Source organism: Arhodomonas sp. SL1 (genome assembly GCF_052060015.1).
Classification (GTDB): Bacteria; Pseudomonadota; Gammaproteobacteria; order Nitrococcales; family Nitrococcaceae; genus Arhodomonas.
In genome coordinates this window covers 48,392-72,884 of the sequence record NZ_JBPODZ010000008.1, presented here as the reverse complement: position 1 = coordinate 72,884, position 24,493 = coordinate 48,392, and the positions used below count along the sequence as shown (strand labels likewise).

At 67.3% G+C, this 24,493-nt stretch carries 23 protein-coding genes and 4 tRNA genes; 19 read left to right on the top strand and 8 right to left on the bottom strand.

Going from position 1 to position 24,493, the window contains the following annotated elements; translation table 11 throughout:
* Positions 1 to 116 precede the first annotated feature (116 nt).
* From lon to ACQ754_RS12340, 5 genes are all read left to right on the top strand, one after another.
* On the top strand, positions 117 to 2,570 hold the full coding sequence (gene lon, locus ACQ754_RS12360) for an endopeptidase La (protein WP_440997341.1): 2,454 nt from the start codon (positions 117 to 119) through the stop codon (positions 2,568 to 2,570).
* Between the two features lie 283 nt (positions 2,571 to 2,853).
* On the top strand, positions 2,854 to 3,126 hold the full coding sequence (locus ACQ754_RS12355) for an HU family DNA-binding protein (RefSeq protein WP_440997340.1): 273 nt from the start codon (positions 2,854 to 2,856) through the stop codon (positions 3,124 to 3,126).
* 13 nt (positions 3,127 to 3,139) lie between these two features.
* Positions 3,140 to 3,215: transfer RNA gene (locus tag ACQ754_RS12350), tRNA-Val, on the top strand.
* Between the two features lie 8 nt (positions 3,216 to 3,223).
* A tRNA-Asp gene (locus ACQ754_RS12345) sits at positions 3,224 to 3,300 on the top strand.
* 120 nt (positions 3,301 to 3,420) lie between these two features.
* Positions 3,421 to 5,343 (top strand): SurA N-terminal domain-containing protein, encoded by a 1,923-nt coding sequence (locus tag ACQ754_RS12340; protein WP_440997339.1) that lies wholly within the window; start codon positions 3,421 to 3,423, stop codon positions 5,341 to 5,343.
* Positions 5,344 to 5,387: 44 nt separating this feature from the next.
* Here the strand turns inward: ACQ754_RS12340 and ACQ754_RS12335 are convergent, their stop codons facing one another.
* Positions 5,388 to 6,179 carry an enoyl-ACP reductase FabI gene (locus ACQ754_RS12335; RefSeq protein ID WP_440997338.1) on the bottom strand — a complete coding sequence of 264 codons (792 nt, stop codon included), beginning with the start codon at positions 6,177 to 6,179 and terminating at the stop codon, positions 5,388 to 5,390.
* A gap of 151 nt (positions 6,180 to 6,330) precedes the next feature.
* Here ACQ754_RS12335 and ACQ754_RS12330 point away from each other — a divergent pair, with 151 nt between their 5' ends.
* From ACQ754_RS12330 to ACQ754_RS12285, 10 genes are all read left to right on the top strand, one after another.
* Positions 6,331 to 8,142 (top strand): extracellular solute-binding protein, encoded by a 1,812-nt coding sequence (locus ACQ754_RS12330; RefSeq protein ID WP_440997337.1) that lies wholly within the window; start codon positions 6,331 to 6,333, stop codon positions 8,140 to 8,142.
* 16 nt (positions 8,143 to 8,158) lie between these two features.
* Positions 8,159 to 8,467, top strand: a complete 309-nt coding sequence (locus tag ACQ754_RS12325) for a hypothetical protein (protein ID WP_440997336.1) — start codon at positions 8,159 to 8,161, stop codon at positions 8,465 to 8,467.
* 4 nt (positions 8,468 to 8,471) lie between these two features.
* Complete coding sequence (locus ACQ754_RS12320; protein ID WP_440997335.1) at positions 8,472 to 9,548, top strand: microcin C ABC transporter permease YejB; 1,077 nt, start codon at positions 8,472 to 8,474, stop codon at positions 9,546 to 9,548.
* Positions 9,549 to 10,598, top strand: coding sequence for an ABC transporter permease (locus tag ACQ754_RS12315; RefSeq protein ID WP_440997334.1), 1,050 nt, complete (start codon positions 9,549 to 9,551; stop codon positions 10,596 to 10,598).
* A complete protein-coding gene (locus ACQ754_RS12310) occupies positions 10,591 to 12,198 on the top strand; it encodes an ABC transporter ATP-binding protein (protein WP_440997333.1) in 1,608 nt (535 codons plus the stop codon). The genes ACQ754_RS12315 and ACQ754_RS12310 overlap by 8 nt, the downstream gene beginning before the upstream one ends.
* A gap of 67 nt (positions 12,199 to 12,265) precedes the next feature.
* Positions 12,266 to 13,690 (top strand): ribosome biogenesis GTPase Der, encoded by a 1,425-nt coding sequence (der, locus tag ACQ754_RS12305; RefSeq protein WP_440997332.1) that lies wholly within the window; start codon positions 12,266 to 12,268, stop codon positions 13,688 to 13,690.
* Positions 13,691 to 13,785: 95 nt separating this feature from the next.
* A complete protein-coding gene (locus tag ACQ754_RS12300; RefSeq protein WP_440997331.1) occupies positions 13,786 to 14,709 on the top strand; it encodes an amidoligase family protein in 924 nt (307 codons plus the stop codon).
* Entirely contained in the window at positions 14,682 to 15,401 is a 720-nt protein-coding gene (locus tag ACQ754_RS12295; protein WP_440997330.1) for a gamma-glutamyl-gamma-aminobutyrate hydrolase family protein, read from the top strand. The genes ACQ754_RS12300 and ACQ754_RS12295 overlap by 28 nt, the downstream gene beginning before the upstream one ends.
* Entirely contained in the window at positions 15,398 to 15,853 is a 456-nt protein-coding gene (locus tag ACQ754_RS12290) for a YqaA family protein (protein ID WP_440997329.1), read from the top strand. Before ACQ754_RS12295 ends, ACQ754_RS12290 begins: the two co-directional genes overlap by 4 nt.
* Before the next feature lie 97 nt (positions 15,854 to 15,950).
* Entirely contained in the window at positions 15,951 to 17,603 is a 1,653-nt protein-coding gene (locus ACQ754_RS12285; protein ID WP_440997328.1) for a diguanylate cyclase, read from the top strand.
* Here the strand turns inward: ACQ754_RS12285 and ACQ754_RS12280 are convergent.
* The 7 genes from ACQ754_RS12280 to ACQ754_RS12250 all read right to left on the bottom strand — a co-directional run bounded on the left by ACQ754_RS12280 (position 17,596) and on the right by ACQ754_RS12250 (position 21,274).
* The gene (locus ACQ754_RS12280; protein WP_440997327.1) at positions 17,596 to 18,123 is read right to left on the bottom strand and encodes a universal stress protein; all 528 of its coding nucleotides are present in this window, start codon (positions 18,121 to 18,123) and stop codon (positions 17,596 to 17,598) included. The genes ACQ754_RS12285 and ACQ754_RS12280 overlap by 8 nt on opposite strands.
* 74 nt (positions 18,124 to 18,197) lie before the next feature.
* Positions 18,198 to 18,274 (bottom strand) — tRNA-Arg (locus ACQ754_RS12275).
* Positions 18,275 to 18,394: 120 nt separating this feature from the next.
* Entirely contained in the window at positions 18,395 to 18,643 is a 249-nt protein-coding gene (locus tag ACQ754_RS12270; RefSeq protein ID WP_440997326.1) for a glutaredoxin family protein, read from the bottom strand.
* A 51-nt stretch (positions 18,644 to 18,694) separates the two neighbouring features.
* Positions 18,695 to 19,264, bottom strand: coding sequence for a carboxymuconolactone decarboxylase family protein (locus ACQ754_RS12265; RefSeq protein WP_440997325.1), 570 nt, complete (start codon positions 19,262 to 19,264; stop codon positions 18,695 to 18,697).
* A 53-nt stretch (positions 19,265 to 19,317) separates the two neighbouring features.
* Positions 19,318 to 19,893, bottom strand: coding sequence for a TetR/AcrR family transcriptional regulator (locus ACQ754_RS12260; RefSeq protein WP_440997324.1), 576 nt, complete (start codon positions 19,891 to 19,893; stop codon positions 19,318 to 19,320).
* A 194-nt stretch (positions 19,894 to 20,087) separates the two neighbouring features.
* Positions 20,088 to 20,163, bottom strand: a tRNA-Ala gene (locus ACQ754_RS12255).
* 79 nt (positions 20,164 to 20,242) lie between these two features.
* Complete coding sequence (locus tag ACQ754_RS12250; RefSeq protein ID WP_440997323.1) at positions 20,243 to 21,274, bottom strand: zinc-dependent alcohol dehydrogenase family protein; 1,032 nt, start codon at positions 21,272 to 21,274, stop codon at positions 20,243 to 20,245.
* A gap of 74 nt (positions 21,275 to 21,348) precedes the next feature.
* Here ACQ754_RS12250 and ACQ754_RS12245 point away from each other — a divergent pair, with 74 nt between their 5' ends.
* The 4 genes from ACQ754_RS12245 to ACQ754_RS12230 all read left to right on the top strand — a co-directional run bounded on the left by ACQ754_RS12245 (position 21,349) and on the right by ACQ754_RS12230 (position 24,470).
* Positions 21,349 to 22,107 (top strand): TIGR04283 family arsenosugar biosynthesis glycosyltransferase, encoded by a 759-nt coding sequence (locus ACQ754_RS12245; RefSeq protein ID WP_440997322.1) that lies wholly within the window; start codon positions 21,349 to 21,351, stop codon positions 22,105 to 22,107.
* The gene (locus ACQ754_RS12240) at positions 22,092 to 22,736 is read left to right on the top strand and encodes a TIGR04282 family arsenosugar biosynthesis glycosyltransferase (RefSeq protein ID WP_440997321.1); all 645 of its coding nucleotides are present in this window, start codon (positions 22,092 to 22,094) and stop codon (positions 22,734 to 22,736) included. The genes ACQ754_RS12245 and ACQ754_RS12240 overlap by 16 nt, the downstream gene beginning before the upstream one ends.
* A gap of 33 nt (positions 22,737 to 22,769) precedes the next feature.
* A complete protein-coding gene (gene glgC, locus ACQ754_RS12235; protein WP_440997320.1) occupies positions 22,770 to 24,038 on the top strand; it encodes a glucose-1-phosphate adenylyltransferase in 1,269 nt (422 codons plus the stop codon).
* A 165-nt stretch (positions 24,039 to 24,203) separates the two neighbouring features.
* A complete protein-coding gene (locus tag ACQ754_RS12230; RefSeq protein ID WP_440997319.1) occupies positions 24,204 to 24,470 on the top strand; it encodes a hypothetical protein in 267 nt (88 codons plus the stop codon).
* Positions 24,471 to 24,493 lie beyond the last annotated feature (23 nt).

Below are 24,493 nucleotides of genomic sequence, written 5' to 3'. Positions count from 1 at the left end.
CTTGAGTATCCGTTGAAAGCGCCCCCCGCCGGCTCCATATCCCGGGCAGTGCCGTCTTACGGGCCACCGATTCCCGCGGTGGCCTCCGCCGAACCAGTCACGAGGACCCGAATCCTATGACCACCGAAACCACCAGTGATCGCAACCAGCCCGTCTCCGGCCGCATGCCGGTACTGCCGCTGCGCGATGTGGTCGTCTATCCGCACATGGTGATCCCGCTGTTCGTCGGCCGCGAGAAGTCCATCCAGGCCCTGGAGGCCGCCATGGAGGGGGAGCGCCATATCCTCTTGGTGGCGCAGAAGAGTGCCGAGGTCGACGAACCCGGTGCCAATGACCTCTACGAGGTGGGCACGGTCGCGAACATCCTGCAGATGCTGAAGCTCCCGGACGGCACCGTGAAGGTGCTGGTGGAGGGCAGCCAGCGGGCCCGGGTCACCTCCCTGGTCAGCGATGCGGACTACTTCGCCGCCATGGCCGAGGAGATCCCGGAGGTCAGCACGGAGGGCGACCGCGAGCTCGAGGTGATGATGCGCTCGCTGATGTCGCTGTTCGAGCAGTACGTGAAGCTCAACAAGAAGGTGCCGCCGGAAATCCTCTCGTCCCTGCAGGGCATCGACGAGCCGGGGCGTCTCGCCGATACCGTGGCCGCGCACATGTCGCTGTCCATCGAGGAGAAGCAGCGGACCCTGGAGATCGAGGACGTGCGTGCCCGTCTTGAGCACCTGATGGCGCTGATCGAGGGCGAGCTGGACATCCTCCAGGTGGAGAAGCGCATCCGCGGGCGCGTCAAGCAGCAGATGGAGAAGTCCCAGCGCGAGTATTACCTCAATGAGCAGATGAAGGCCATTCAGAAGGAGCTCGGCGAGCTCGAGGATGTGCCCAACGAGGTGGAGGATCTCGAGAACAAGATCGCCGAGTCGGGCATGTCCAAGGAGGCCCGGGAAAAGGCCGAGCAGGAGCTCAACAAGCTCAAGCTCATGTCGCCGATGTCCGCCGAGGCAACGGTGGTGCGCAATTACCTCGAGTGGATGGTCGGCGTTCCCTGGAAGAAGCGCACCCGGGTGCGCCACGACATCGAGCGCGCGCAACAGATCCTGGATGTCGACCACTACGGCCTGGAGAAGGTCAAGGAACGGATCCTCGAGTATCTCGCCGTGCAGAAGCGGGTGCGCAAGTTGAAGGGGCCGATCCTCTGCCTGGTGGGGCCGCCCGGCGTCGGCAAGACCTCGCTGGGGCAGTCCATCGCCCGCTCGATCAACCGCAAGTTCGTGCGCATGTCTCTCGGCGGGGTCCGCGACGAGGCCGAGATCCGCGGTCACCGGCGTACCTACATCGGCGCGCTACCCGGCAAGATCATGCAGAAGCTCTCTAAGGTGGGCACCCGTAATCCGCTGTTCCTCCTCGACGAGGTGGACAAGATGGCCATGGACTTCCGCGGCGACCCGGCCTCGGCGCTGTTGGAGGTGCTCGACCCGGAGCAGAACGCCACCTTCAACGACCACTACCTGGAGGTGGACTTCGACCTCTCGGATGTGATGTTCGTGTGCACCGCCAACACCATGAACATCCCGGGGCCGCTGCTCGACCGCATGGAGGTGATCCGGCTTCCCGGCTACACCGAGGAGGAGAAGGTGGCCATCGCCGAGCGCTATCTCATCCCCAAGCAGATCAAGGCCAACGGTCTGCGCAAGGGCGAGCTGGAGATCAGCGCCAACGCGGTGCGTGACATGGTCCGTTACTACACCCGGGAGGCCGGCGTGCGCAACCTGGAGCGGGAGGTGGCCAAGGTGGCGCGCAAGGTGGTCCGCGAGGTGGTCACCGGCGGCCAGAAACGGGGTCGCTCCGAAGGTGTGCGTGTCACCACACAGAACCTGGACAAGTATCTCGGCGTCCGCCGCTACCGCTACGGCATGGCCGAGGAGACGGACCTGGTGGGGCGTGTCACCGGCCTTGCCTGGACCGAGGTGGGCGGCGAGCTGCTCACCATCGAGGCGGCGGTGGTCCCCGGCAAGGGCCGCCTGACCAACACCGGTCAGCTCGGCGACGTGATGCGTGAATCCATCGAGGCGGCACGGACGGTTGTCCGCAGCCGCGCCGAGGCCCTGGGGGTGGATCCCGAGTTCCATCAGAACCGGGATATCCATGTCCACGTCCCCGAGGGCGCGATCCCGAAGGACGGCCCCAGCGCCGGCATCGGTATGTGCACGGCCCTGGTGTCCTCGCTGACCGAGATCCCGGTCCGCTCGGATGTGGCGATGACCGGCGAGATCACCCTGCGCGGCGAGGTCCTGCCCATCGGTGGGCTCAAGGAGAAGCTACTGGCGGCCCTTCGCGGTGGGATCAAGACGGTGCTCATCCCGGAGGAGAACCGCAAGGATCTCTCGGAGATCAGTAAGGATATCCGGAATAAGCTCGATATCCGGCCGGTACGCTGGATCGACCAGGTCTTCGAGCAGGCCCTGGTGCAGCCGCCGCAGCCCAGGCCCACGGAAAATGGCGAGCTGGAGTCCGCCGAGGTCAAGACGGAGACCAAGGGGCGGCGCAAGCGCGAGGGTGCCCGCACCCACTGACCGGGGCGGTTTGACACCGCGTCGACACCGTTGCTATAAAAAGCGCCGCGATGCGGCGGGGATGGCCCCGCCGCATTATTCGTCGGCCCGGCAGGCGCGATGGATGAAACCCGACGACCCGTGTGGCGTGTTGTGCACCTGCAATGTTGTGTCGCCCGGGTGGCAACGCTAGGATGCAGGTGAGGCACAACGCCGGATTGCTCACCTCCCCCCTGGTTGCCAGGGACCGTGGAACGCGGATGGTGGGCATGTCCCGATAAGAAACTCCAAGGGGATTGGGTCCATGAATAAGTCCGAGTTGATCGAAGCCGTCGCGCAGTCCGCCGACATCTCCAAGGCGGCGGCCACCCGCGCCGTCGATGCCTTTGCGGATTCGGTTGCCGATGCCCTAAAGAAGGGCGATCAGGTGACCTTGGTCGGGTTCGGCACCTTTACCGTGCGCGAGCGTGCCGCCCGCACCGGCCGTAATCCGCGTACCGGTGAGAGCATCAAGATCCCGGCATCCAAGGTGCCCGGATTCAAGGCTGGCAAAGCGCTAAAGGATGCGGTAAACTAGCGGGCCTCAGTTGGGGTGGTTAGCTCAGCTGGGAGAGCGTCGCCCTTACAAGGCGAATGTCGGGGGTTCGAGCCCCTCACCACCCACCAAGAAACTCGGAGCGGTAGTTCAGCAGGTTAGAATGCCGGCCTGTCACGCCGGAGGTCGCGGGTTCGAGTCCCGTCCGCTCCGCCATCCAATATCCCAGCACACGGAAGGCGCCCGCGCGGCGCCTTTTTGCTGTCCGGACCCCGGAAAACACGGCCTGTCTCCCGGGGACTTTGTGAACAACCCTAGTCCGCATGGTTGGTGACGATGCTGCAGTCTATTCGTGACAACACCCGGGGCTGGATCGGCTACACCATCGTGGCGGTCCTCGTGGTCCCGTTCGCCCTGTTCGGTGTCTACAACTATTTCACCGGCGGGTCCAACCCGCCGGTCGCCGAAGTCGAGGGCGAGGAGATTACTTCCCAGCAGCTCGACCAGGCCGTGCAGCAGCAGCGCCAGCGTCTGCAGCAAATGCTCGGCGATCAGTATGACCCCTCCATGTTCGGCGGCGGAGAGCTCCGGCGACAGGCCCTCAACGAGCTGATCAATACCGCTGTGCTCGATGCCTTTGCCGGTGAGCACGGCCTGCGCCTGACCGACCAGGCCCTGCGCCAACACATCCAAGGCCAGTCGTTCTTCCAGGTGGATGGGGAGTTTTCGCCGGAGCGTTATCGGGCGGTGTTGCAGCAGAACAACCTTACGCCCGAGCGCTATGAGGCGCAGCTCCGTCGTGAGGGCGCGGCCGGCCAGCTCCAACGCGGCGTCAGTGGCTCCGTGTTCGTCACCGACGCGGAGCTCGCCCGCTTCATCGCCATCCAGCGTCAGCAGCGTGATGTCGCCTGGCTGCGGGTGGCGGCGTCCTCCTTCGCCGACGAGCTCCAGCCGGATGAGGCGTCGCTGCGGGAGTATTACCGGGCCAACGAGTCGTCGTGGGAACGCCCCCGCCAGGTCCGCCTCGCCTACGTGGAGCTTTCGCCACAGACCCTGGCCGAGCGGGCGGACATCAGCGAGGCGGAGGTCCGCGAGCGTTACGAATCCCTTCGCGACACCCAGTATACGAAAGGGGGTGAACGGCGGGTCCAACACATCCTGTTGCAGCCCTCCACCGAGGGGGAGGGAGAGCAGACCCAAAGCGCGGAGCAGCGGCTCGCCGAGCTGCGCCGGCGCATCACCGGTGGCGATCTGGGCTTTGCCGAGGCGGCCGAAGAGTATTCCGAGGATCCTGCCTCGGCACGAGAGGGCGGTGAGCTTGGCTGGATCTCCCGGGGTGACCTCTCGGAGCCGTTGGAGGAGGCCGCCTATGCCCTGCAGCCGGGCCAGATCAGTGAGCCGGTGGAGAGCGATTTCGGCTGGCACCTGATTCGTATCTCCGAGGTGCGGGACCAAGAGGTAACGCCCTTCGAGGAGGCCCGCGACGAGATCCGCCAGGAGCTCGAGGAGCGTGCTGTCGAGGAGGCATTCGTGGCGCTTCGTAACGAGCTGGCGAACTTGGCCTACGAGAACCCCGGTAGCCTAGAGCCGGCAGCGGCGGCCGTGGATCTGCCCGTGGAAACCACGGACTGGGTATCGCGCGCGGGCACGGACAGCGAGATCACCGCCCGGGACGCCATACTGGAGGCGGCGTTCTCCGCCGAGGTGCTGGAGCAGGGGCTCAACAGCGATCTCGTCGAGCTCGGCGAGAACCACGCGGCAGTGGTGCGCGTCGCTGAGCAGCGGCCGGCGACCGTCCTGCCCTTTGAGCAGGTGCGCGAGCAGGTGCGCGAGCGCCTGGTGGCCGAGCGCGCCGCCGAGCGGGCGCGGGAAGTTGGTGAGGGCCTCCTCGACCGTCTGGCCGGGGGGGTGGAGCCCGCGGAGTTAGCGGCCGAGGAAGAGGCCGCCGAGTGGTCCGAGCCCGGCTGGGTGACCCGCGGCGGCGGGAACATTCCCAGTGAGATCAGCGAGGTCGTGTTCCGTACCGAGCCGCCCGGGGAGGGGGAAACCAACCGCCGTGGGGTGGAGCTGTCCAATGGGGACTATGCGGTGATCCTGCTGCGTGGGGTACGTGACGGCCGCCTCGCGGATATCCCCGAGGAAGAGCGCGAGGAGCTGCGCATGCGGCTGCGTGAGCTCGATGCCCGCAGCGCCGAGCAGGCGCTGGTGCAAGCCTTGCGGGCGGAGGCCGACGTCACCATCTACGACGACCGGCTGTGACCTGGGCCCGCCGGGCCCGATCGGGCCCGGCGCCCATGCCGTTGTTATTCGAACTCGGCACCGGACAGGGCCACGGCGTGGAAGCCCCCGTCGACGTGGACTACCTCGCCGGTGATCCCCGAGGCGAGATCCGAGCACAGGAACGCCCCGGCCTTGCCCACATCCTCCGGGGTGACGTTGCGCCGCAGTGGTGCGGCCTGGGCGTTGTAGTCGAGCATCTTGCGGAAGTTGCCGATCCCCGAGGCGGCGAGGGTCCGGATCGGACCGGCGGATATGGCATTGACCCGCGTGCCCTCCGGTCCGAGGTCGTAGGCCATGTAGCGTACGCAGGCCTCCAAGGCCGCCTTGGCCGGCCCCATGACATTGTAGTTGGGTAGGGCCCGCTCGCCGCCGAGGTAGGTCAGGGTCAGCAACGAGCCCCCGCGGCCCTTCATCATCGGCCGCGCTGCCTTGGCCAGGGCGACGAAGCTGTAGGCGGAGATGTCCTGGGCCATTTGGAAGCCACCGCGGGTGGTATTGTCCACGAATGAGCCCTCGAGCTCCTCGCGGGGGGCGAAGCCCACGGCGTGGACCACGATGTCGAGACCGTCCCACTGGCGTTCCAGCTCGGCGAGCACCGCCTCGATCTCTTCATCCCGGGTGACATCCAGCGGCAGCACGATGCGGCTGCCGCAGACTTCCGCGCACTGCTCCACCCGCGCCTTGAGCTTGTCGTTCTGGTAGGTCAGCGCGATCTCCGCCCCTTGTTGGGCCATTGCTTCGGCGACGCCCCAGGCGATGGAGCGGTTGCTCGCCACGCCAACGATCAGTGCCTTCTTGCCCTCGAGAAAACCCATCGGAATATCCCCGGTTTCTGCCTTGGTCTGAGCTGGTCGGTGATAATAACCGCCGAGGGTGATGGTACACGAGCCCGCCGCGCCCGAGGTTGTTCGCCATCGCGGCGGCGGTGCTACTATGCCCCTCCGACAGTCCCGCGGGGAGGAGCCCATGACAGTTAGGGGATGGCAGCGCAGCGCCGTCGCGCTGGTGATACTGGCGGTGACGCCGTCGGCCGGGGCGGCCCACGCCGTGGCCCTGTACGGCGAGCCGAAGTACCCCGAGGGCTTCGCCCACTTCGACTATGTCAACCCGGATGCCCCCAAGGGCGGGACGCTACGCCTGGCCAATACGGCCGCGGCGACCTTCGATAGCCTCAACCCGTATATCCTCCGCGGCACGGCCGCCGCCGGCCTCGGGCAGGTGTTCGATACCCTCACCGTGCGTTCCCTCGACGAGCCCTTCACCGAGTACGGCCTTGTTGCGGGGGATATCGAGATCGGTCCCGGGCGGGAGTGGGTGCGCTATCGCCTGCGCGAGGCCGCCCGCTTCCACGACGGCAAACCCATCACCGCCGAGGACGTAGTCTTCAGCTTCCGGATGCTGCGTGAGGACGGCCATCCCCAGTACCGCTTCTATTATCGCAACGTCGAACGGGTGGAGGCGGAGGGTGAGCGCACCGTTACCTTCCATTTCGACGATGGAGACAACCGGGAGCTGCCGCTGATCGTCGGCCAGCTCCCGGTGCTGCCCCGCCATTACTGGGAGGATCGGGAGTTCGACCGCACCACGCTGGAGCCGCCACTGGGTAGTGGCCCGTATCGCATCGCCGAGGTGGACCCCGGTAACCGCATCGTCTATGAGCGCGTCGAGGACTACTGGGCGGAGGAGCTGCCGGTCAACCGCGGCCGCTACAATTTTGATCGCATAACCTACGACTACTACCGGGATGCCACCGTTGCGGTGGAGGCGCTCAAGGGCGGCGACTATGACCTGCGCACCGAGAATGTGGCCAAGAACTGGGCCACCGCCTATGACATCCGGGCCCTTGAGGACGGCCGTCTGGTGAAGCAGGAGATCGAACACGGGTTGCCCTTCGGCGCGCAGGGGTGGTTTTTCAACACCCGCCGCGAGTTGTTCGCCGACCCGCGCGTGCGCGAGGCGATTGGCTATGCCTTCGACTTCCCCTGGACCAACCGCCAGCTCTTCCATGGCGCCTACAAACGCCTCGAGTCCTATTTCGCGAACTCCGAGCTGGCCGCTGAGGGGCCGCCCGCGGAGGCGGAGCGGGCGGTGCTCGAGCCGTACCGGGAGCAGCTCCCGGAGCGGGTGTTCACGGAGGATTTCGAACCACCGTCCACTGTCGGTGAGGGCGGGCTGCGGGCGAACCTGCGCCGGGCGGTGGAGCTGCTGGCCGAGGCGGGCTACGGCATCGAGGACGGGACGATGGTCCACCAGGACAGCGGCGAGGCGCTCGCTTTCGAGATCCTGCTCGACAGCGCCTCCATGGAACGGGTGACCCTGCCGTTCGTGAAGAACCTGCAACGCCTCGGCATCGACGCGGAGGTGCGCACCGTGGACCCGACCCAGTACCAGAACCGGGTCCAGAGCTTCGACTACGACATGATCGTCGAGCGCATCCCCCAGTCGCTGTCGCCGGGTAACGAGCAGCGCGATTACTGGAGCTGTGAGGCAGCCCGCACCCCGGGCAGCCAGAACTATGCGGGGATCTGCAACGACGCCATCGATGCCCTCGTCAGCGGGTTGATCAACGCACCCAGCCGGGAGGCCCTGGTTACGCGCACGCGGGCCCTCGACCGGGCCCTGCTCTGGGGGTCCTACATGATCCCGCACTGGTATTCCGGGAACTTCCGGCTGGTCTACTGGGACAAATTTGGGCAGCCGGAGCACGCGCCGCCCTATGGGCTGGCCCTCGACAGCTGGTGGGTGGACTCGGAGAAGGCCGCGCGGATCCAGCGCTGACAGTGAGGAGGTGAACATGGCGGATGCACTGCACGAAGGCGCCGCACGCATCGAGCAGCGGGTGCGCCAACGGGCGCAGGACGCCCACGTGGCCGTCGTCCAGATGCTCTGGAACGGTGATGAGGGATTGCGGCGCGACGCGGAGCTGCAGTCGCTGATCATCGAGGGGATGGAGAAGTCGACGCAGCTCGCCCTGACCAGCGACCAGGTGGGCGGCGCCGCCGAAGGTGGCGTCACGCCCGACGTGGACGCCCTCATCGAAGAGGCGGTCAACAGCATCCACGTGCCGGCGGGGCCGACGCCGCCGGAGGGTGGGGCCGGCTGAATCAATGCCGGCCTACATAGCGCGGCGGCTGTTCCTGATGATCCCGACGCTGTTCGGGATCCTTTTGCTCAATTTCGTTATCGTCCAGTTCGCCCCGGGTGGGCCGGTGCAGCAGATCACCGCCCAGGTGCGCGGCACCACGGATCTCAGCACGAGCCAGTTCGCCGGCAGCGCTGGCGATACCCGGGGCGGCGATGGGGAATACCGCGGCGCCCGCGGCCTACCGCCGGAGTTCATCGCCGAGCTGGAGGCCCAGTTCGGCTTCGACCGGCCCGCTCACGAGCGCTTCTTCAAAATGGTCTGGGATTACCTGCACCTGGACTTCGGCGAGAGCTTCTACCGCGACCGCAGCGTCACCGAGCTCATCGCGGACAAGTTGCCGGTCTCGATCTCCCTGGGGCTGTGGACCACGCTGATCACCTACCTGGTCTCCATCCCGTTGGGCATCCGCAAGGCGGTGCGCGACGGCAGCCGTTTCGATGTCTGGACCTCGGGGGTGGTCATCGTCGGCTATGCGGTGCCCGGCTTCCTGTTCGCCATCCTGCTCATCGTGCTGTTCGCCGGCGGTACCTATCTCGACTGGTTCCCCCTGCGTGGGATCGTCTCCGAGGATTGGGCGGAGCTGTCCTGGCCGGCACGGATCGCCGACTACTTCTGGCATATCACCCTGCCGGTGATCTCGCTGGTCATCGGCGGCTTCGCCAGCCTGACCATGCTCACCAAGAATTCCTTCCTCGAGGAGGTGCACAAGCAGTACGTGGTGACCGCCCGGGCCAAGGGCGTTGCCGAGCGACGGGTGCTCTATGGCCACGTCTTCCGCAACGCCATGCTGGTGGTCATCGCCGGAATGCCCGCGGCATTCATCAGTATCCTGTTCACCGGGGCCATGCTCATCGAGGTGATCTTCTCCCTGGACGGCCTCGGTCTGCTCGGCTTCCAGTCCGTGGTCAACCGCGATTACCCCGTGGTCTTCGGGACGCTGTTCATCTTTACCTTGCTCGGGCTGGTGCTCAATCTCATCGGCGATCTCGTCTACGTGCTCGTGGACCCGCGCATCGACTTCGAGACCCGGGAGGGCTGAATGCGCCGGCCCCGTCTCAGCCCCATCAATCGCCGCCGCTGGGCGCAGTTCCGGGCCAACCGGCGGGGCTGGTATTCGCTGTGGCTGTTCCTGGCGCTGTTCGCCGTGACCCTGTGTGCCGAGCTCATCGCCAATGACCGGCCCCTGTTCGTTTGGTACGACGGCGCGGGCTATTTCCCCGTGCTGTCGGACTACCCGGAGACGGAGTTCGGCGGCTTCCTGCCCACGCCCGCGGATTATCGGGACCCGGAGGTAGGGGCGTTGATCCAGGAGAAGGGCTGGATGCTCTGGCCGCCGGTGCCCTACAGCTACGACACCATCAACTATGAGCTGGAGGTGCCGGCACCGGCGCCGCCGAGCGCGGAGAACTGGCTGGGCACCGACGACCAGGGCCGGGACGTGGTGGCCCGACTGATCTATGGCTTCCGTATCTCCGTGCTCTTCGGGTTGCTGCTGACCCTGACCAGCTCGGTGATCGGCGTCGCCGCCGGCGCGGTGCAAGGTTACTTCGGCGGGCTCACCGACCTGCTCGGCCAGCGCGCCATCGAGATCTGGTCGGGCCTGCCGGCGCTGTACGTCATCATCATCCTCTCGAGTTTCGTCCAGCCCGGCTTTTGGTGGCTGCTGCTGATCCTGCTGCTGTTCAGCTGGACCCAGCTAGTGGGTGTGGTGCGCGCGGAGTTCCTGCGCGTGCGCAACTTCGACTACGTCAAGGCGGCCCGGGCCCTGGGCGTATCCGATGGGGTGATCATCGCCCGCCACGTCCTGCCCAACGCGATGGTGGCGACCATCACCTTCCTGCCCTTCGTCATGACCGGGGCGATTACCGCGTTGACCTCGCTGGACTTCCTCGGCTTCGGCATGCCGCCCGGGGCCCCGTCACTGGGCGAGCTCCTCGCCCAGGGCAAGGCCAACCTGCAGGCGCCGTGGCTCGGCATCACGGCCTTTGTCGCCCTGGCGGTGATGCTCTCGCTGCTGGTGTTCATCGGCGAGGCGGCCCGGGACGCCTTCGACCCGCGCAAGACCCTGCAGGGGGGTGTCCATGGCTGAGGGGGCCCTGCTCGCCGTCGACGAGCTCGCCGTGGCCTTTGGCGCCCAGGACGTGGTCCGTGGCGTCGATCTATCCGTGCGTGCCGGGGAGACCCTCGCCCTGGTGGGCGAGAGCGGGTCCGGCAAGTCGGTGACCGCGCTGTCCGTGCTCGGTCTGCTGCCCTATCCCCACGCCCGCCATCCCGCCGGCCGGATCCGCTACCGCGGCGAGGACATCCTCGGTGCCGGTGAGGCGCGTCTGCGGGCGTTGCGCGGCGGCGAGATCGGCATGGTCTTCCAGGAGCCCATGACCTCACTGAATCCGCTGCATCACGTCGAGAAGCAGATCGGGGAGAGCCTCACCCTGCACAGTGGCCTCACCGGCGCGGCGCGGCGGCGCCGGGTGCTGGAGCTCCTGGAGCTGGTACGGCTGCCGGAGCCCGAGCGCCGATTGCGCGCCTATCCCCACCAGCTCTCCGGGGGGCAGCGCCAGCGGGTGATGATCGCCATGGCACTCGCCAACGACCCTGCCCTGCTCATCGCCGACGAGCCCACCACGGCCCTGGATGTCACCATCCAGGCGGAGATCCTGGACCTGCTCGCGGACCTCAAGCGACGGCTCGGCATGGCCATGCTGTTCATCAGTCATGACCTCAACGTGGTGCGCCGAGTCGCCGACCGGGTGGCGGTGATGAAGGACGGCACCGTGGTGGAACAGGGGTTCGCGGCGGCCTTGTTCGCTTCGCCATCGCATGCCTATACGCGAGAGCTGCTGGCGGCCGAGCCGACGGGACGACCGGCACCGGTGGCCGCGCAGGCGCAGACCGTCCTCGAGGCCGAGGACATGAAGGTGTGGTTCCCGCTCCGCGGTGGCCTGCTGCGTCGGGTTCGTAGCCATGTCCGTGCCGTGGATGGGGTCTCCCTGGTGGTGCGCCGTGGCGAGACCCTGGGCATTGTAGGCGAGAGCGGATCGGGCAAGACCACCCTGGCCTTTGCCCTGCTGCGCCTGCAGCCGGCCCGCGGCCGAATCGTCCTGCTCGGCGACGACATCTCCCGGCGCCGGGCTCGGGCCCTGCGGCCGCTGCGGCGGCGGATGCAGGTGGTCTTTCAGGACCCCTTCGGGAGCCTCAACCCCCGTCTCTCGGTGGAGCAGATCGTCGCCGAGGGGCTCGGCGTCCACCGCCTGGCCGACAGCGCCACCGAGCGCGGCGATCTCGTGGCCCAAGCCCTGGAAGAGGTGGGGCTGGGCCCGGAACTGGCGCGACGCTTTCCCCATGAGCTCTCGGGCGGCCAGCGCCAACGGGTGGCGCTGGCCCGGGCCGTCGTCCTCAAGCCCGACCTCCTGGTCCTCGACGAGCCCACCTCGGCGCTGGACCGCACCGTGCAGTCCCAGCTGGTGGTCCTGCTTCGCGACCTGCAGGCCCGGCACGGCCTGGCTTACCTGTTCATCAGCCACGACCTGGCCCTGGTCCGGGCCATGAGCCATCGTATCCTGGTGATGAAGGACGGGCGGGTGGTGGAGGCCGCGGAGGCGGAACGGTTGTTCACGCGTCCGGCGGAGGCCTATACCCGGCGCTTGATCGAGGCCGCCTTCGGCGCCGCCCCGGAACCCGCCGCCTGAGCCGCTGGCGGCATGGCCGCCGGGGTTTTCTGGTATCCTGACGCCGTTTCGCCGGCACGGTGTATCGATGGATCCGGTCATCGCCCTCGTAGGGCGCCCCAACGTGGGCAAGTCCACCCTATTCAACTACCTCACCCGCACGCGTGATGCCTTGGTGGCGGACTACCCGGGGCTCACCCGGGACCGCCAGTACGGCATCGGCCGCGTGGGGCCGCGCCCCTATATCGTGGTGGATACCGGGGGCATGGGAGAGGACGAGGAGGGGGTGCATCGCGGCATGCATGAGCAGGCGCGGCTCGCCGTGGAAGAGGCGGACGCTGTGCTCTTGGTGGTGGATGCCCGCAGCGGTGTCACTGTCGCGGATCAGGCCCTGGCGGAGGCGCTCCGACGCACGGGCAAGCCCGTATGGCTGGTGGTGAACAAGACCGACGGCGTCGACGAGCGCCTGGCGCTGACTGATTTCCATGCCCTCGGCATCGGTACGCCCCAAGGGGTCGCCGCCGTGCACGGTCGAGGCGTCCCCGCGCTGATGGAAGCGGTGCTGGCCGGGCTACCTGAGGTCGGGGAGGGCGGGGCCGCCTCGCCGGTGGCCGAGGATCCGGCGGCCGTTCGCGTGGCGGTGGTGGGGCGGCCCAACGTGGGCAAGTCCACGCTGATCAACCGCATGCTCGGTGAGGAGCGGGTGCTGGTCTTCGACCGGCCCGGTACTACCCGGGACAGCATCTTCATCCCCTTCGAGCGGGATGGCCGACCCTATACCCTCATTGACACCGCTGGTGTGCGGCGCCGGGCCCGGGTCCGGGAGACGGTGGAGAAGTTCAGCGTCGTCAAGTCCCTGCAGGCCATCGAGGCCGCCCATGTGGTGCTCCTGGTGGTGGATGCCCGGGAGGGCGTCTCCGAGCAGGATGCCCACCTGGTGGGCCACGTCATCGAGGCGGGGCGGGCCCTGGTGCTGGCGGTGAACAAGTGGGACGGGCTGGACGCGGATCAGAAGCGGGCCGTGCGCCGTTCCCTGGACATCAAGCTCGGCTTCCTGGACTTCGCCCGCGTGCACTTCATCTCCGCGCTCCACGGCACCGGGGTAGGCCTGCTCTATAAGGCGATCGGCCGGGCCCATGCGGCGGCCACGGCGACCCTGGAGACCGCGCGGCTGAACCAGATCCTCCAGGACGCCACCGCCGCCCATCAGGCGCCGCTGGTCCGCGGCCGGCGGGTGAAGCTCCGGTATGCCCACCAGGGCGGTCGCAACCCGCCGGTGATCGTCATCCACGGCAATCAGACCGCCCGCCTCCCCGAGGCCTACCGGCGTTACCTCATGAATACCTTCCGCCGCGAGCTGGATCTGTGGGGGACGCCGCTGCGCCTGGAATTCCGCACCGGTGAGAATCCCTACGCCGATCGGCCCAATCCGCTGAGCCCGCGGCAGCAGGCACGGCGTCGCCGGTTGATGGCCCATGTCAAGAAACAGAAGTCCAAGCGTCGGCGCCGCTAGGCGCCGGCCGTGCGCCGCCGGGGGTTTGGAACGTGTCCCGTGAGACCCTGAGGCTGCCGCCTCGCCGCCATGGCGCAGACGGTCGGGAGCGTCACGTGGGCGTCGAGATCGAGCTGGCGGGTCTGGACGTGCCGGCCGCCGCAGCGGTGGTGGCGGCCGTGGTCGGTGGGTGCACGGAGGCGATCAGCCGGTATGAGTATCGAATCATCGGCGATGCCCGCGGCGAGTGGGTCGTCGAGCTGGATTTCGCGTACCTAAAAGGGCGGGGGCGCGGCCCCGCCGAGTCGGTGACCGGCGAGGCCATGGAGACGGTGATCCGGTTGGGTGCCGAGCAGGTGGTACCGGTGGAGGTGGTCTCGCCACCGCTGCGGCTGCGGGATTTGACCGTCGCCGACGAGGTCATCGAGGCGCTGCGGGAGGGTGGCGCGCGGGGCACCGGCGGTGGCCTGGTCTATGCCTTCGGCCTGCAGCTCAATCCGGAAATGCCCGCGTTGGACCCGGAAACCATTTCCCGCTATTTGCGGGCGTTCCTTTGCCTGTTCGATTGGCTCAAGGAGCGGGCACGGGTGGACCTCACACGGCGGCTTACCACCTACATCGACCCCTTCCCGCGCGCCTATGTACGCCGGGTGGTGGATCCGGGATACCAGCCCTCGCTGGAGCAGTTGATCGACGATTACCTGGCGGCGAACCCCACCCGCAACCGGGCGCTGGATCTGCTGCCGCTGTTCACCCATCTGGATGCCCGGCGGGTCCGCGCCGCGCTGGACGATCCGCGGATCAAGGCCCGGCCGGCGCTCCATTACCGCCTCCCCAACAGCGAGGTGGATCGGCCGGGCTGGGGCATTGGCGGTGCCTGGAACGACTGGGTGTGCGTGGAACGCCTCGCCAGTGACGAGGAGCGGTTGCGGTCCGTCGCCACGGCCTACCTCGACTATCTGGATCATCCGCTTCAGGCCCTCGGCCACCCCTGGTTGGAGCAGGTCACTGAATGGCTGGACGCCGACGACGGCCTGTAGTCGTGGTCACTGGTCCGGCTCGCGGGGGTCTGGGGCCGCGCCTGTGTATCGACCTGGGGCTACGACTGGCCGGGGCGCTGCCCCGTCACCTCCATGCCGGTGACAGCCTCGCGGAGGTGCGCGCCAATGGCGTGGTGATCTCGGGCGGCCACGATGTCGATCCGGTGTTGTACGCCCAGACGCCGGCGGTGCGCCCGCGCTACGATCCCGAGCGTGACGCCTTCGAGTCCCGCGTCATCGACGCCGCCCTGGCGCAGGGTCTGCCCCTGTTGGGCATCTGTCGCGGCGCGCAGCTGCTCAACGTCTACCGTGGCGGCAGCCTCCACCAGAGCCTGCGGGATCGGCGCCGTGCCACCTCCGGCCGGCGTACACTGCTGCCGGTAAAGACGCTGAGCCTGGTCGCCGGGACACGCCTGGCGCGCCTCCTGGGTAATGACCGCATCCGCGCGAACAGCCTCCACGATCAGGCCATCGACCGCCTGGGGGATGGGTTGCGGGTGGCGGCACGGGACGCCGACGGCATTGTCCAGGCGGTGGAGGCGGCCGATCCCACCGGCGCCTTCGTGATCGGCGTGCAGTGGCACCCGGAGTTCCTGCTCTACGGCCGACGCCAGCGCTCCATCTTCCGAGCCCTGGTGGACGCCGCCCGTCACAGCGCGGCGGCCCCGCTGGTTCCGGGGGCGCCGACGTGACGGCCTATTTGAGCCTGTTCACCATCGCCTTCCTCGCCGCCACCGTGCTGCCGGCGTATTCCGAGGTGATGTTCGGCGGGCTGCTCGCGGCAGGCTATGACCCCCTCGCCCTGTGGCTCTGGGCCAGCGCCGGCAACACCCTCGGCTCCGCGGTGAACTGGATCCTCGGCCGCTACCTATTGCACTTCCGCGACCGGCGCTGGTTCCCGTTCCCCGAACGTGCCCTGGGGCCGGCCCAGCGCTGGTTTCAGCGCTACGGTGTGTGGTCGCTGCTGCTCGCATGGGCGCCCGTGGGTGGTGATGCGCTGACTTTCATTGCGGGCCTGATGCGGGTGCCGTTCTGGTTGTTCTTCCTGCTCACCGGCATCGGCAAGGCGGCCCGTTATGCCATCCTGCTCGCCCTCCTGATGGGGGTGGGGGAACGCATCGACACGTGGTTCGCGATGGTCTGACCACTCGTCGGGTGGCTCGGGGAGGAACGGATTATTTTGTGATAGCGTCCGCACATTCACGAATCTTTCACCAATGCAAAGGGGCTGCACTGCGATCGTGAACGACGTTAATGCCGACAAGCTCCAGGACGGCGCTGGCCGCGCCTACACCGAGTTCTTCACCCGCAACGCGGCGCCCAAACTCCTTATCGACCCGGAAACCGGTGAGATCGTCGACGCCAACCCCGCGGCGGCCGGTTTCTATGGCTGGTCCGTGGGTGAGCTCACCGGCATGCGGATCCAGCAGATCAACACCCTATCCGAGCCGGAGGTGCGCCGGGAGATGGCGTTCGCGGAACGCGAGCATCGCCGCTACTTCCGTTTCCGGCACTGCATCGCCGACGGCAGTGTCCGTGATGTAGAGGTGTACTCCGGCCCTATCCACGTGGGCGGTCGGCGGCTGCTGCTGTCGATCATCCACGACGTCTCCGAGCTCCATCGCCAACAGGAAGCGCTGGAGGTCTACCGGGACCTCTTCGATGCGTTGCCCCTGGGGGTGTTCCGCAATACACCGGGCCCGGACGGCCGGTTCCTCGAAGTGAACCAGGCCATGGTGGAGATCTTTGGGGCGAACTCAGTGGAGATCCTGAAGGATACTGCTGTGAGCGCCCTCTACCGGGACCCGGCGGAACGCGCCGATGTGGACCGGGAATTGCGCGCGACGGGCTGCATCAAGGGCCGGGTACTGGCGCTGCGAACCCTGCGGGGTCGTCCGCTGTTCGTGCAGCTCACTGCGAGGCTTGTGACGTTGCCGGATGGGACGGAGGCATTCGATGGCATCGTCAAGGACGTCACCGCCGAGCGCGAGGCCGAGACCTTCCGCGGCCTGCTCCTGGAGATCCTGGATACCACCCCGGATGTGGTGGCAATGACCGATGCCGGCGGCGGCCTGCTCTATATGAACCGCAGCGGTCTCGAGCTGTTTGGTTTCGGCGGCCACACCGATGGGGACAATCGCGAGCCGCCGCCGACGCTCCGGGGGATGCCGCTCAGCGAGCTGGCCCCGCACCCGCCCTGGGCGCAGCAGCAGCTGCGCGAGAACGTGGCGCCGGTGGCCCGGGACAAGGGCCTGTGGCGCGGCGAGAGCGCCCTGCGTACCCCGGACGGCCGGGAGATCCCCGTCTCCCAGGTGATCATCGCGCACTACGATGAGCACGGGGCCGTGGCGCGCTATTCCACCATCATCCGCGACATCTCCGAGCAAAAGCGCCTGGAGGCCGCGCTGGCCCGAGAGGCCACCATGGACCGGCTCACGGGGCTGTATAACCGGCTGCGCTTCGAGGAGGTGTTGGTGGAGACGCTGGCCCGGTGCCGGCGTTACGGCGCGGACGCGGTCCTGGTGATGTTCGACCTGGATCACTTCAAGGCGATCAACGACACCTTCGGTCATACCACCGGCGACGAGGTATTGCGCGAGCTTGCCCACCGGGTGCGCGCCGAGGCGAGGGATGCCGACCTGCTCGCCCGCTGGGGTGGTGAGGAGTTCGTGGCGGTGCTCCCGGATACCGACCTAGAGGGGGGGCACATCTTCGCCGAGCGCCTGCGCGAGGCGATAGCCGGGACACCGTTCGTGGGAGTCGGCAGGGTCACCATCAGCCTGGGTGTGACCGTCCTCACTGGTGAGGACAACCCCGACAGCGCCCTGCGCCGGGTGGACCGGGCCCTTTACCGCGCCAAGCGTGCCGGCCGCGATCGCGTGCGCGTCACTTGACCGTGATGCAGGTGCACGGCGCGCGATCGGTCACCTTGCGGGAGACGCTGCCGAGCACCATCGCCTTGACCCCGCTGAGGCCGCGGGAGCCCATGATCACGCAGTCGACGCCGTGGGCCTCGATGGCACCGAGGATCTGATCGGCGGGGTCGCCATCCACGAGCAGGGTGGATACGTCCGTGACCCCCGCCTGTTTCGCCTCTGCCACGCCATTGTCCAGGATATGCTCGCCGATCCGTCGCAGCGCCTTGGTCGAGACGGTGCTCTCCTCGAAGGACGGGCGGTAGTTCAGGTTGAAACGGTTGGTGGTGGTTTCCAGCCGCTGGAGCTCCGGCTCCACTTGCTCGGCGAGGCCCTCGATCTCGGCGAAGCGCTGCAGCCCCTCGGAATCCGCATTCCGCAACAGCCCGTGGAGCAGGATCAGTGAGGCGCCGTAGTGATCGGCCAGGTCGATGGCCAGGATGAGGGCACGTCGCGCGTTGGCCGAGCCATCCAACGGACAGAGCAGGGAGTTGAACATGCCGTCGCCTCCTTGTGTGGTTTCCGCCATGATAGGAGGCCGGTAGGGGATGTGCCAGCGGCGGCGAGGTGGAATGGCGCCCCGGACAGGATTCGAACCTGTGACCTACCGCTTAGGAGGCGGTTGCTCTATCCGGCTGAGCTACCGGGGCGGGGAATCGCAGTATACCCGCCCTGTCCGCTGGTCCCAAACGCTCGCCCCGCCGTCGTTCCAACCCCCTGACGCGGTCCGGTCGACCCGGCCTTTCACGGACTGTCTCCCCTGCTGTGCGCTAGATTGCGCCACCGGCCTCACCACCCCCTTGGAGCCGAATCCTGAGGTCCTCGTAGCCACCGATGTGGGTCCCATCGATGAAGACCTGCGGGATCGAGCGCTCCCGGGGTAGGCGTTCCATGAACTCCGTGCGGACCTCGGGTTCGCTAATGTCCCGCTCGCTGTAGGCGATCCCATGTTCGGCAAGGAGTTGCTTGGCCCGTTCGCAGTAGCCGCAGCCGGGGCCCGTGAATATCTCTACCTGCATGATGTTTGCCCCCTGTGTTGGGGCGCGGCGCCGGCCGCGCCCCCGCTGACTTCAGTGTGAGATGGTGAGCTTCGGGTTTACGCCCTCGAACATGGGTTCAAGCGCGACCCCCAGTGCGTCGCCGAACTTCGAGACCGCAATGTAGGTGCAGGTGACGAAGGCGGCGTCGACGATCTGCGGCTCGCTCCAGTGCTTGTGCAGGCGTTCCCAGAGTTCCTTGGGCACCCGGTTCGCGTCCTCGCCGATCTGGACGGCAAAATCCAGCAATGCCTTCTCGCCGTCGCTGAACTGCGGGCTGTCCCGGTACTTCAGCCCGTCCAGGTCCGCGACCTTCTCCTCGGGGATCCCCAGCATGTCGGAGAGCCGTTCGTGCTGGACCACGCAGTACTGGCAGTCGTTGCCCTGGGTGGCCTTGAGGATCAACAGCTCCTTGGTCTGCCAGTCGAGGACGCCATCCTTGAGGATGGCCATAATGGTGTCGGTGAACACCTGGCCGTATTCCGGCTGGTGCCCAAACACCTTGAAGATATTGAGCAGCGCGCCGAAGCGCTCCTCGGCTGCGTCGTAGAAGGCTCGCGTGGCCGCATCGGCCTGTTCACGTTCGATGTAGGAAACAGCCATTTCCATCTCTCCTCTCTGTATGTGGAACGATCGTTCCAAACTTGCCAAAAAAACTACTCAAGCAGCGTCCGTGCCCGGGAGGCCACCGCTTCTCGCATGGCGGGATCCGCTTCCGAGCGATGGAGCACGCGCAGCCCGAGGAACAGGCCCAGGAGGGCCTCTGCGGTCTCCTCCGCGTCAAGGGTTGTCGGGAGCTCCCCTGCCTGCTGTCCCTGTCTCACCATGTCACGGAAGAACCCGCGCACGGCGGCGAGGGCGGAATTGACCAGCTCGCGCACCTGGGCATCGTGGGGACTGACCTCGAGGGCGGAGTTGACGAGCAGACAGCCGCCCGGTGCCCCCCGCGCGCCGTGCGCTGCGGCATCAAAGGCCGCGAGTATCGCCTCGCGCGGCGTGTGTTTCTCGGCAAGGCGCGCCAGGAATTCCTCGCGCTGGCGGCGGTCGTAGCGGCGCAGGCTTTCCAGGAACAGGCCGCGCTTGTCGCCGAAGCCCGCATAGAGGCTGCCGCGGTTGATGCCGGTGGCGCCGACCAGGGCGCTCACCGAGCTCCCCTCGTAGCCCTGCGCCCAGAAAAGCCGCATGGCCCGGTCCACGACCTCATCGGTGTTGTACTGTTTGTCCCATGGCATGGGGAAAGCGTGACGGGTGTGGAACGAACAGTCAACACAATGCCGACGAACGCCGTATGCGCGAGGGCTTACCGCCATAAACGGCGATGGTGCGTACGGTACGAAGAAAATGGGAGATGGGGGTGGCAAGCGTGGCCGGGCCTTGGGCTGGTCAACCCGCGAAGGCCCGTTGCTCACGATTGGTCGGCGATGTCTGGTGGAGCCGAGGGGAGTCGAACCCCTGACCTCTAGAGTGCGATTCTAGCGCTCTCCCAACTGAGCTACGGCCCCTTATGAAAGCGGCGAAAGTATATCACCGGCCCCGCTTGATGCCAAACCCGCCGGACGGTGTGGCCCCGCGGGTCCCTGTTCATTCGGCGGTGAGCAGCATCTTCACCGCCTTCTCCTCGGCGGCCCGGGAGAAGGCCTCGTAGGCGGCCTCGATCTCGTCGAGGCCGAAGCGGTGGGTGATCAGCCCGGCCGCGTCCACGCCGCCGGATTCGAGGATGCGCATTAGCACCGGTATGGTATTGGTGTTGACCAGGCCGGTGCGGATGGTGACGTTCTTGATCCACAACTCCTCGAGGCGGAACTCCACGCTCTTGCCGTGCACGCCGATGTTGGCGATGTGGCCGCCCGGGCGGACGATGCGCTGGCAGACATCGAAGGTCTCCGGGATGCCCACCGCCTCCATGGCCACGTCCACGCCTTCGCCGTCGGTCAGCTTCATCACGGCATCCACGGCATCGCCGGCGATGGTGTCGGTGGCGCCGAGGCTGCGTGCCATCGACAGGCGGTTTTCGTCGGGGTCGATCATGATGATCCGCGCGGGTGAGTAAAACCGGGCAGTGAGTAGCGCCGCCAGGCCGATGGGTCCGGAACCGACGATGGCGACGGTGTCGCCGAGGCCTACCTCGCCATTGAGCGCGCCGATCTCGTGGCCGGTAGGGAGGATGTCGCTCAGCATCACCGCCGCCTCGGAGTCGAGTCCCTCGGGCAGGGGATAGAGGCTGTTGTCGGCGTGGGGGATACGGACGTACTCCGCCTGGGTGCCATCGATCAGGTGGCCGAGGATCCAGCCGCCGTCGCGGCAATGGGCATAGATGCCGCGCTTGCAGTAGTCACAGCGCCCACAGGAGGTGATGCAGGAGATGAGCACACGGTCACCCGGGCGCACGTTGGCCACGCCCTCGCCGACGGACTCCACCACGCCAACGCCCTCGTGCCCTAGGGTGCGCCCGTCCTCCACGGCGGGGACATCGCCCTTGAGGATGTGCAGGTCGGTCCCGCAGATGGTGGTGTGCGTCAGGCGTACCACCGCGTCGGTGGGCTTCTCCAGCTCGGGGCGGGACTTCTCCTCCCAGCTGCGCTTGCCGGGCCCGTGGTAGACCAGTGCCTTCATCTGCCAATCTCCTTGGGGAATTCCCCTATACCGTCAGGGTGTCTCTCCGTGCATTATCGGCGAACACCTATTACATGAATAGGACAATCGTGACGATGGCGCGGCCCGACAATCCGCGGATTTCGGTGCTCATTCCGGCACTGGACGAGGCGGGGAATCTGCCGGCCCTCCTGGCCGATCTGCAGCCCTGGCGGGCCGCCGGCGATGAGGTCATCGTCTGCGATGGTGGCAGCCGCGACGGGACCCAGGAGCTGGCCCGGGCCGGGTCGGATCGCGTGATCAGCGCATCGCCGGGGCGGGCGTGGCAGATGAATGCCGCGGCGGCCACGGCCCGCGGGCGGTTGCTGTGGTTCGTGCACGCCGATTCACGGGTCCCCTCGCGGCTGCGCACGCAGCTCCTGGATGCCGATGCCGAGGACGCCGCCTGGGGGCGCTTCGACGTGCGCCTTTCGTGCCCGCGCCCGATCTTTCGGGTGATCGCCGCTGCCATGAACGCACGCTCGCGACTGAGCGGTATCGCCACCGGAGATCAGGGCATCTTCGTCCGCGATGAGGCGTTTCGCGCCGTTAGCGGCTTCCCGGAACAACCGCTGATGGAGGACGTGGCGCTTTCCACGCGGCTTCGCCAGCGGCTCGGCATGCCCCATTGCCTGGCCGGCCCGCTTTGGGCCTCGAGCCGGCGCTGGGAGGTCCATGGGATCTGGCGCACCGTTAGCCTGATGTGGCGCTTGCGCTATGCCTACTGGCGTGGGGCCGATCCCTCGGTGCTCCACGCCCGCTACTACGGATCCGGGGGCAGCGTGGGGGAGGGGAAGCGGTGCGGCGGCTGTTGATCTTCGCCAAACCCCCGGTGGCGGGACGGGTGAAGACGCGCCTGGCTCGCCGTATCGGGCAACGGGCGGCGCTCGCCGCCTACCATAGCCTGCTTCACGACACCCTTGCCCGGCTGGCCGGCGCCGGCCTCGCCACCGAGGTCGAGCTCTGGGGGGATGGCGGCCGGCATCCCGGTCTGACCCGGCTGGCTGTCCGCCATGGGGCACGATTCCGCCCCCAGGGTCAGGGGGATCTCGGTCGGCGGATGCACCGCGCCCTGGCTACGGCACTGGCGTCGGGCCGGCTGCCGGTGCTCGTGGGCGCGGATTGCGGTGGCATCACACCAGGGCACGTGGCCGATGCCTTCCACGCGCTGGAGTCCGGTTTTCCCGCCGTCTTCGCCCCCGCCGAGGACGGCGGCTACGCGCTGGTGGGTATCCGCGGGCCCATGCCGTCGATCTTTCGCGGTATTCCCTGGGGCGGTCAGCGGGTCATGGCCTGCACGCGGCGCCGGCTCGTGCGGGGCGGGTATCGCTGGCGGGAGCTTTCTGCGGCCTGGGACGTCGACGACCCGGCGGACCTGCGCCGCTGGCGCCACCGCCGCGGGCGGGGCGCGCTTGGAGGTGTCTCGCCGCGCCGGTATCCTTGAGCCCGCAGCAGCCGCCCCCGCCAAGGAGAGACGATGTTCCTGGAGCGCAACCCCCGCTTCGTAAGCCGCCTCACGCGCGACACCCTGGCGGTCATTCTCGCCGGCGGCCGGGGCGGTCGACTGGCCAACCTCACCGACTGGCGCACCAAGCCGGCGGTGCCATTCGGGGGCAAGTTCCGGCTTGTCGACTTCCCGCTTTCGAACTGCATTAATTCCGGGATCCGCCGTATCGAGGTGGTGACCCAGTACAAGGCCCATTCGCTGATCCAGCACGTGCAGCGCGGCTGGGGGTTCCTGCGCGGCGAGTTCGGTGAGTTCATCGAGGTGGTGCCGGCCCAGCAGCGTCTGGACAAGCCCCTCTGGTTCGCCGGTACCGCCGATGCCATCCACCAGAACATCGATATCATCCAGGCCCATAACCCGGGCTATGTGCTGGTGCTCGCGGGGGATCATGTCTACAAAATGGACTACGGCCCCATGATCGCCCAGCACGTGGCCAGCCGTGCCGATATGACCGTGGGCTGCGTGCGTATGCCCCGGGAGCGGGCCCGGTCCTTCGGGGTGATGACCATCAACGAGGAGGGACGGGTGCTGCGCTTCAACGAGAAGCCCTCGGAGCCCGAGCCTGACCCCGGCGACCCGGAGCGTGCCCTGGTCTCCATGGGGATCTACATCTTCAACCGGGATTATCTCTTCGAGCGCTTGCGTGCCGATGCCGAGGACATCGACTCCTCCCGGGACTTCGGCCGCGACGTGATCCCCGCGGCCATCGAACACGATCGGGTGATGGCCTATCCCTTTGCCGACGCGCGTTCCGGTGAGCAGCCGTACTGGCGGGACGTGGGCACGGTGGACGCGTTCTTCCAGGCCAACCTGGAGCTCATCGGCCGTACCCCCGAGCTGGATCTCTACGACGAGGACTGGCCCATCTGGACCTATCAGGCGCAGCTGCCGCCCGCGAAGTTCATCCATGACGTGGACGGGCGCGGTGGCATCGCTGTGGACTCCATGGTCTCCGGCGGTGACCTCATCGAGGGCGAGGTCCACCACTCGCTGCTATTCAGCCAGGTCCGGGTGCGTTCCGGGGCCCGGGTCACGGATGCGGTGATCCTCCCGGACGTGGAGGTGGGCGCCGGTTCTCGGGTGCGGCGCTGCGTCATCGATGAGGGCTGTCGCATTCCCCCGGGCACGGTCATCGGAGAGGACGAACAGGCCGACTGCGAGCGCTTCTACGTCACCTCGGCGGGGGTCACCCTGGTGACTGCGGAAATGCTCGGCCAGGAGGTCGCCCACGTCCGATAATGGAAGGGTTTTCCACTTTTTATGTTACCGATGAACGGTAGTTGTCGACATTTCTGTATCCATTGAAGAACCCCTTCTCAGCCCCTACAATTACACATGTCGCGGCGCAGCATAGCGGCAGCGAGAAAAGGTGTTTTCGAGGATGTTCTGAATTGGAGGTTCACCATGCGGAACGAAGGGCGTGACCTGATTTTCTTCCCCTCCCGGGCGCAGGAAGTGCTGTCCCTGAACGCGGCCGACCGCGATCAGTGGCTGCTTTTGGAGATGCGCCGGGCGCGCGCCCGCACGATCCGCCATGGGTTGACCGCGATTCGGAACTGGGTGGCGCGCCGTCTGGGGCTGGGCCATGCCGTCGCCGGGGGCAATGTGGTTTCCGTGCGCGAGCGCACCCGCGCCGGCGAGCAGCGCGAGGCGGGACGCCGGGTCGCCTGAGAGCGCCCCGCACGCGTCCGCGA

Coding starts and splice junctions, on each gene's coding strand:
- ACQ754_RS12315 (WP_440997334.1), top strand. CDS start 9,549: ATGCGCCGGCCCCGTCTCAGCCCCATCAATCGCCGCCGCTGGGCGCAG.
- ACQ754_RS12230 (WP_440997319.1), top strand. CDS start 24,204: ATGCGGAACGAAGGGCGTGACCTGATTTTCTTCCCCTCCCGGGCGCAG.
- glgC (WP_440997320.1), top strand. CDS start 22,770: ATGTTCCTGGAGCGCAACCCCCGCTTCGTAAGCCGCCTCACGCGCGAC.
- ACQ754_RS12280 (WP_440997327.1), bottom strand. CDS start 18,123: ATGTTCAACTCCCTGCTCTGTCCGTTGGATGGCTCGGCCAACGCGCGA.
- ACQ754_RS12355 (WP_440997340.1), top strand. CDS start 2,854: ATGAATAAGTCCGAGTTGATCGAAGCCGTCGCGCAGTCCGCCGACATC.
- ACQ754_RS12265 (WP_440997325.1), bottom strand. CDS start 19,264: ATGGCTGTTTCCTACATCGAACGTGAACAGGCCGATGCGGCCACGCGA.
- ACQ754_RS12335 (WP_440997338.1), bottom strand. CDS start 6,179: ATGGGTTTTCTCGAGGGCAAGAAGGCACTGATCGTTGGCGTGGCGAGC.
- ACQ754_RS12250 (WP_440997323.1), bottom strand. CDS start 21,274: ATGAAGGCACTGGTCTACCACGGGCCCGGCAAGCGCAGCTGGGAGGAG.
- ACQ754_RS12295 (WP_440997330.1), top strand. CDS start 14,682: ATGGCTGGACGCCGACGACGGCCTGTAGTCGTGGTCACTGGTCCGGCT.
- ACQ754_RS12260 (WP_440997324.1), bottom strand. CDS start 19,893: ATGCCATGGGACAAACAGTACAACACCGATGAGGTCGTGGACCGGGCC.
- lon (WP_440997341.1), top strand. CDS start 117: ATGACCACCGAAACCACCAGTGATCGCAACCAGCCCGTCTCCGGCCGC.
- ACQ754_RS12310 (WP_440997333.1), top strand. CDS start 10,591: ATGGCTGAGGGGGCCCTGCTCGCCGTCGACGAGCTCGCCGTGGCCTTT.
- der (WP_440997332.1), top strand. CDS start 12,266: ATGGATCCGGTCATCGCCCTCGTAGGGCGCCCCAACGTGGGCAAGTCC.
- ACQ754_RS12340 (WP_440997339.1), top strand. CDS start 3,421: ATGCTGCAGTCTATTCGTGACAACACCCGGGGCTGGATCGGCTACACC.
- ACQ754_RS12270 (WP_440997326.1), bottom strand. CDS start 18,643: ATGCAGGTAGAGATATTCACGGGCCCCGGCTGCGGCTACTGCGAACGG.
- ACQ754_RS12245 (WP_440997322.1), top strand. CDS start 21,349: ATGAATAGGACAATCGTGACGATGGCGCGGCCCGACAATCCGCGGATT.
- ACQ754_RS12320 (WP_440997335.1), top strand. CDS start 8,472: ATGCCGGCCTACATAGCGCGGCGGCTGTTCCTGATGATCCCGACGCTG.
- ACQ754_RS12330 (WP_440997337.1), top strand. CDS start 6,331: ATGACAGTTAGGGGATGGCAGCGCAGCGCCGTCGCGCTGGTGATACTG.
- ACQ754_RS12325 (WP_440997336.1), top strand. CDS start 8,159: ATGGCGGATGCACTGCACGAAGGCGCCGCACGCATCGAGCAGCGGGTG.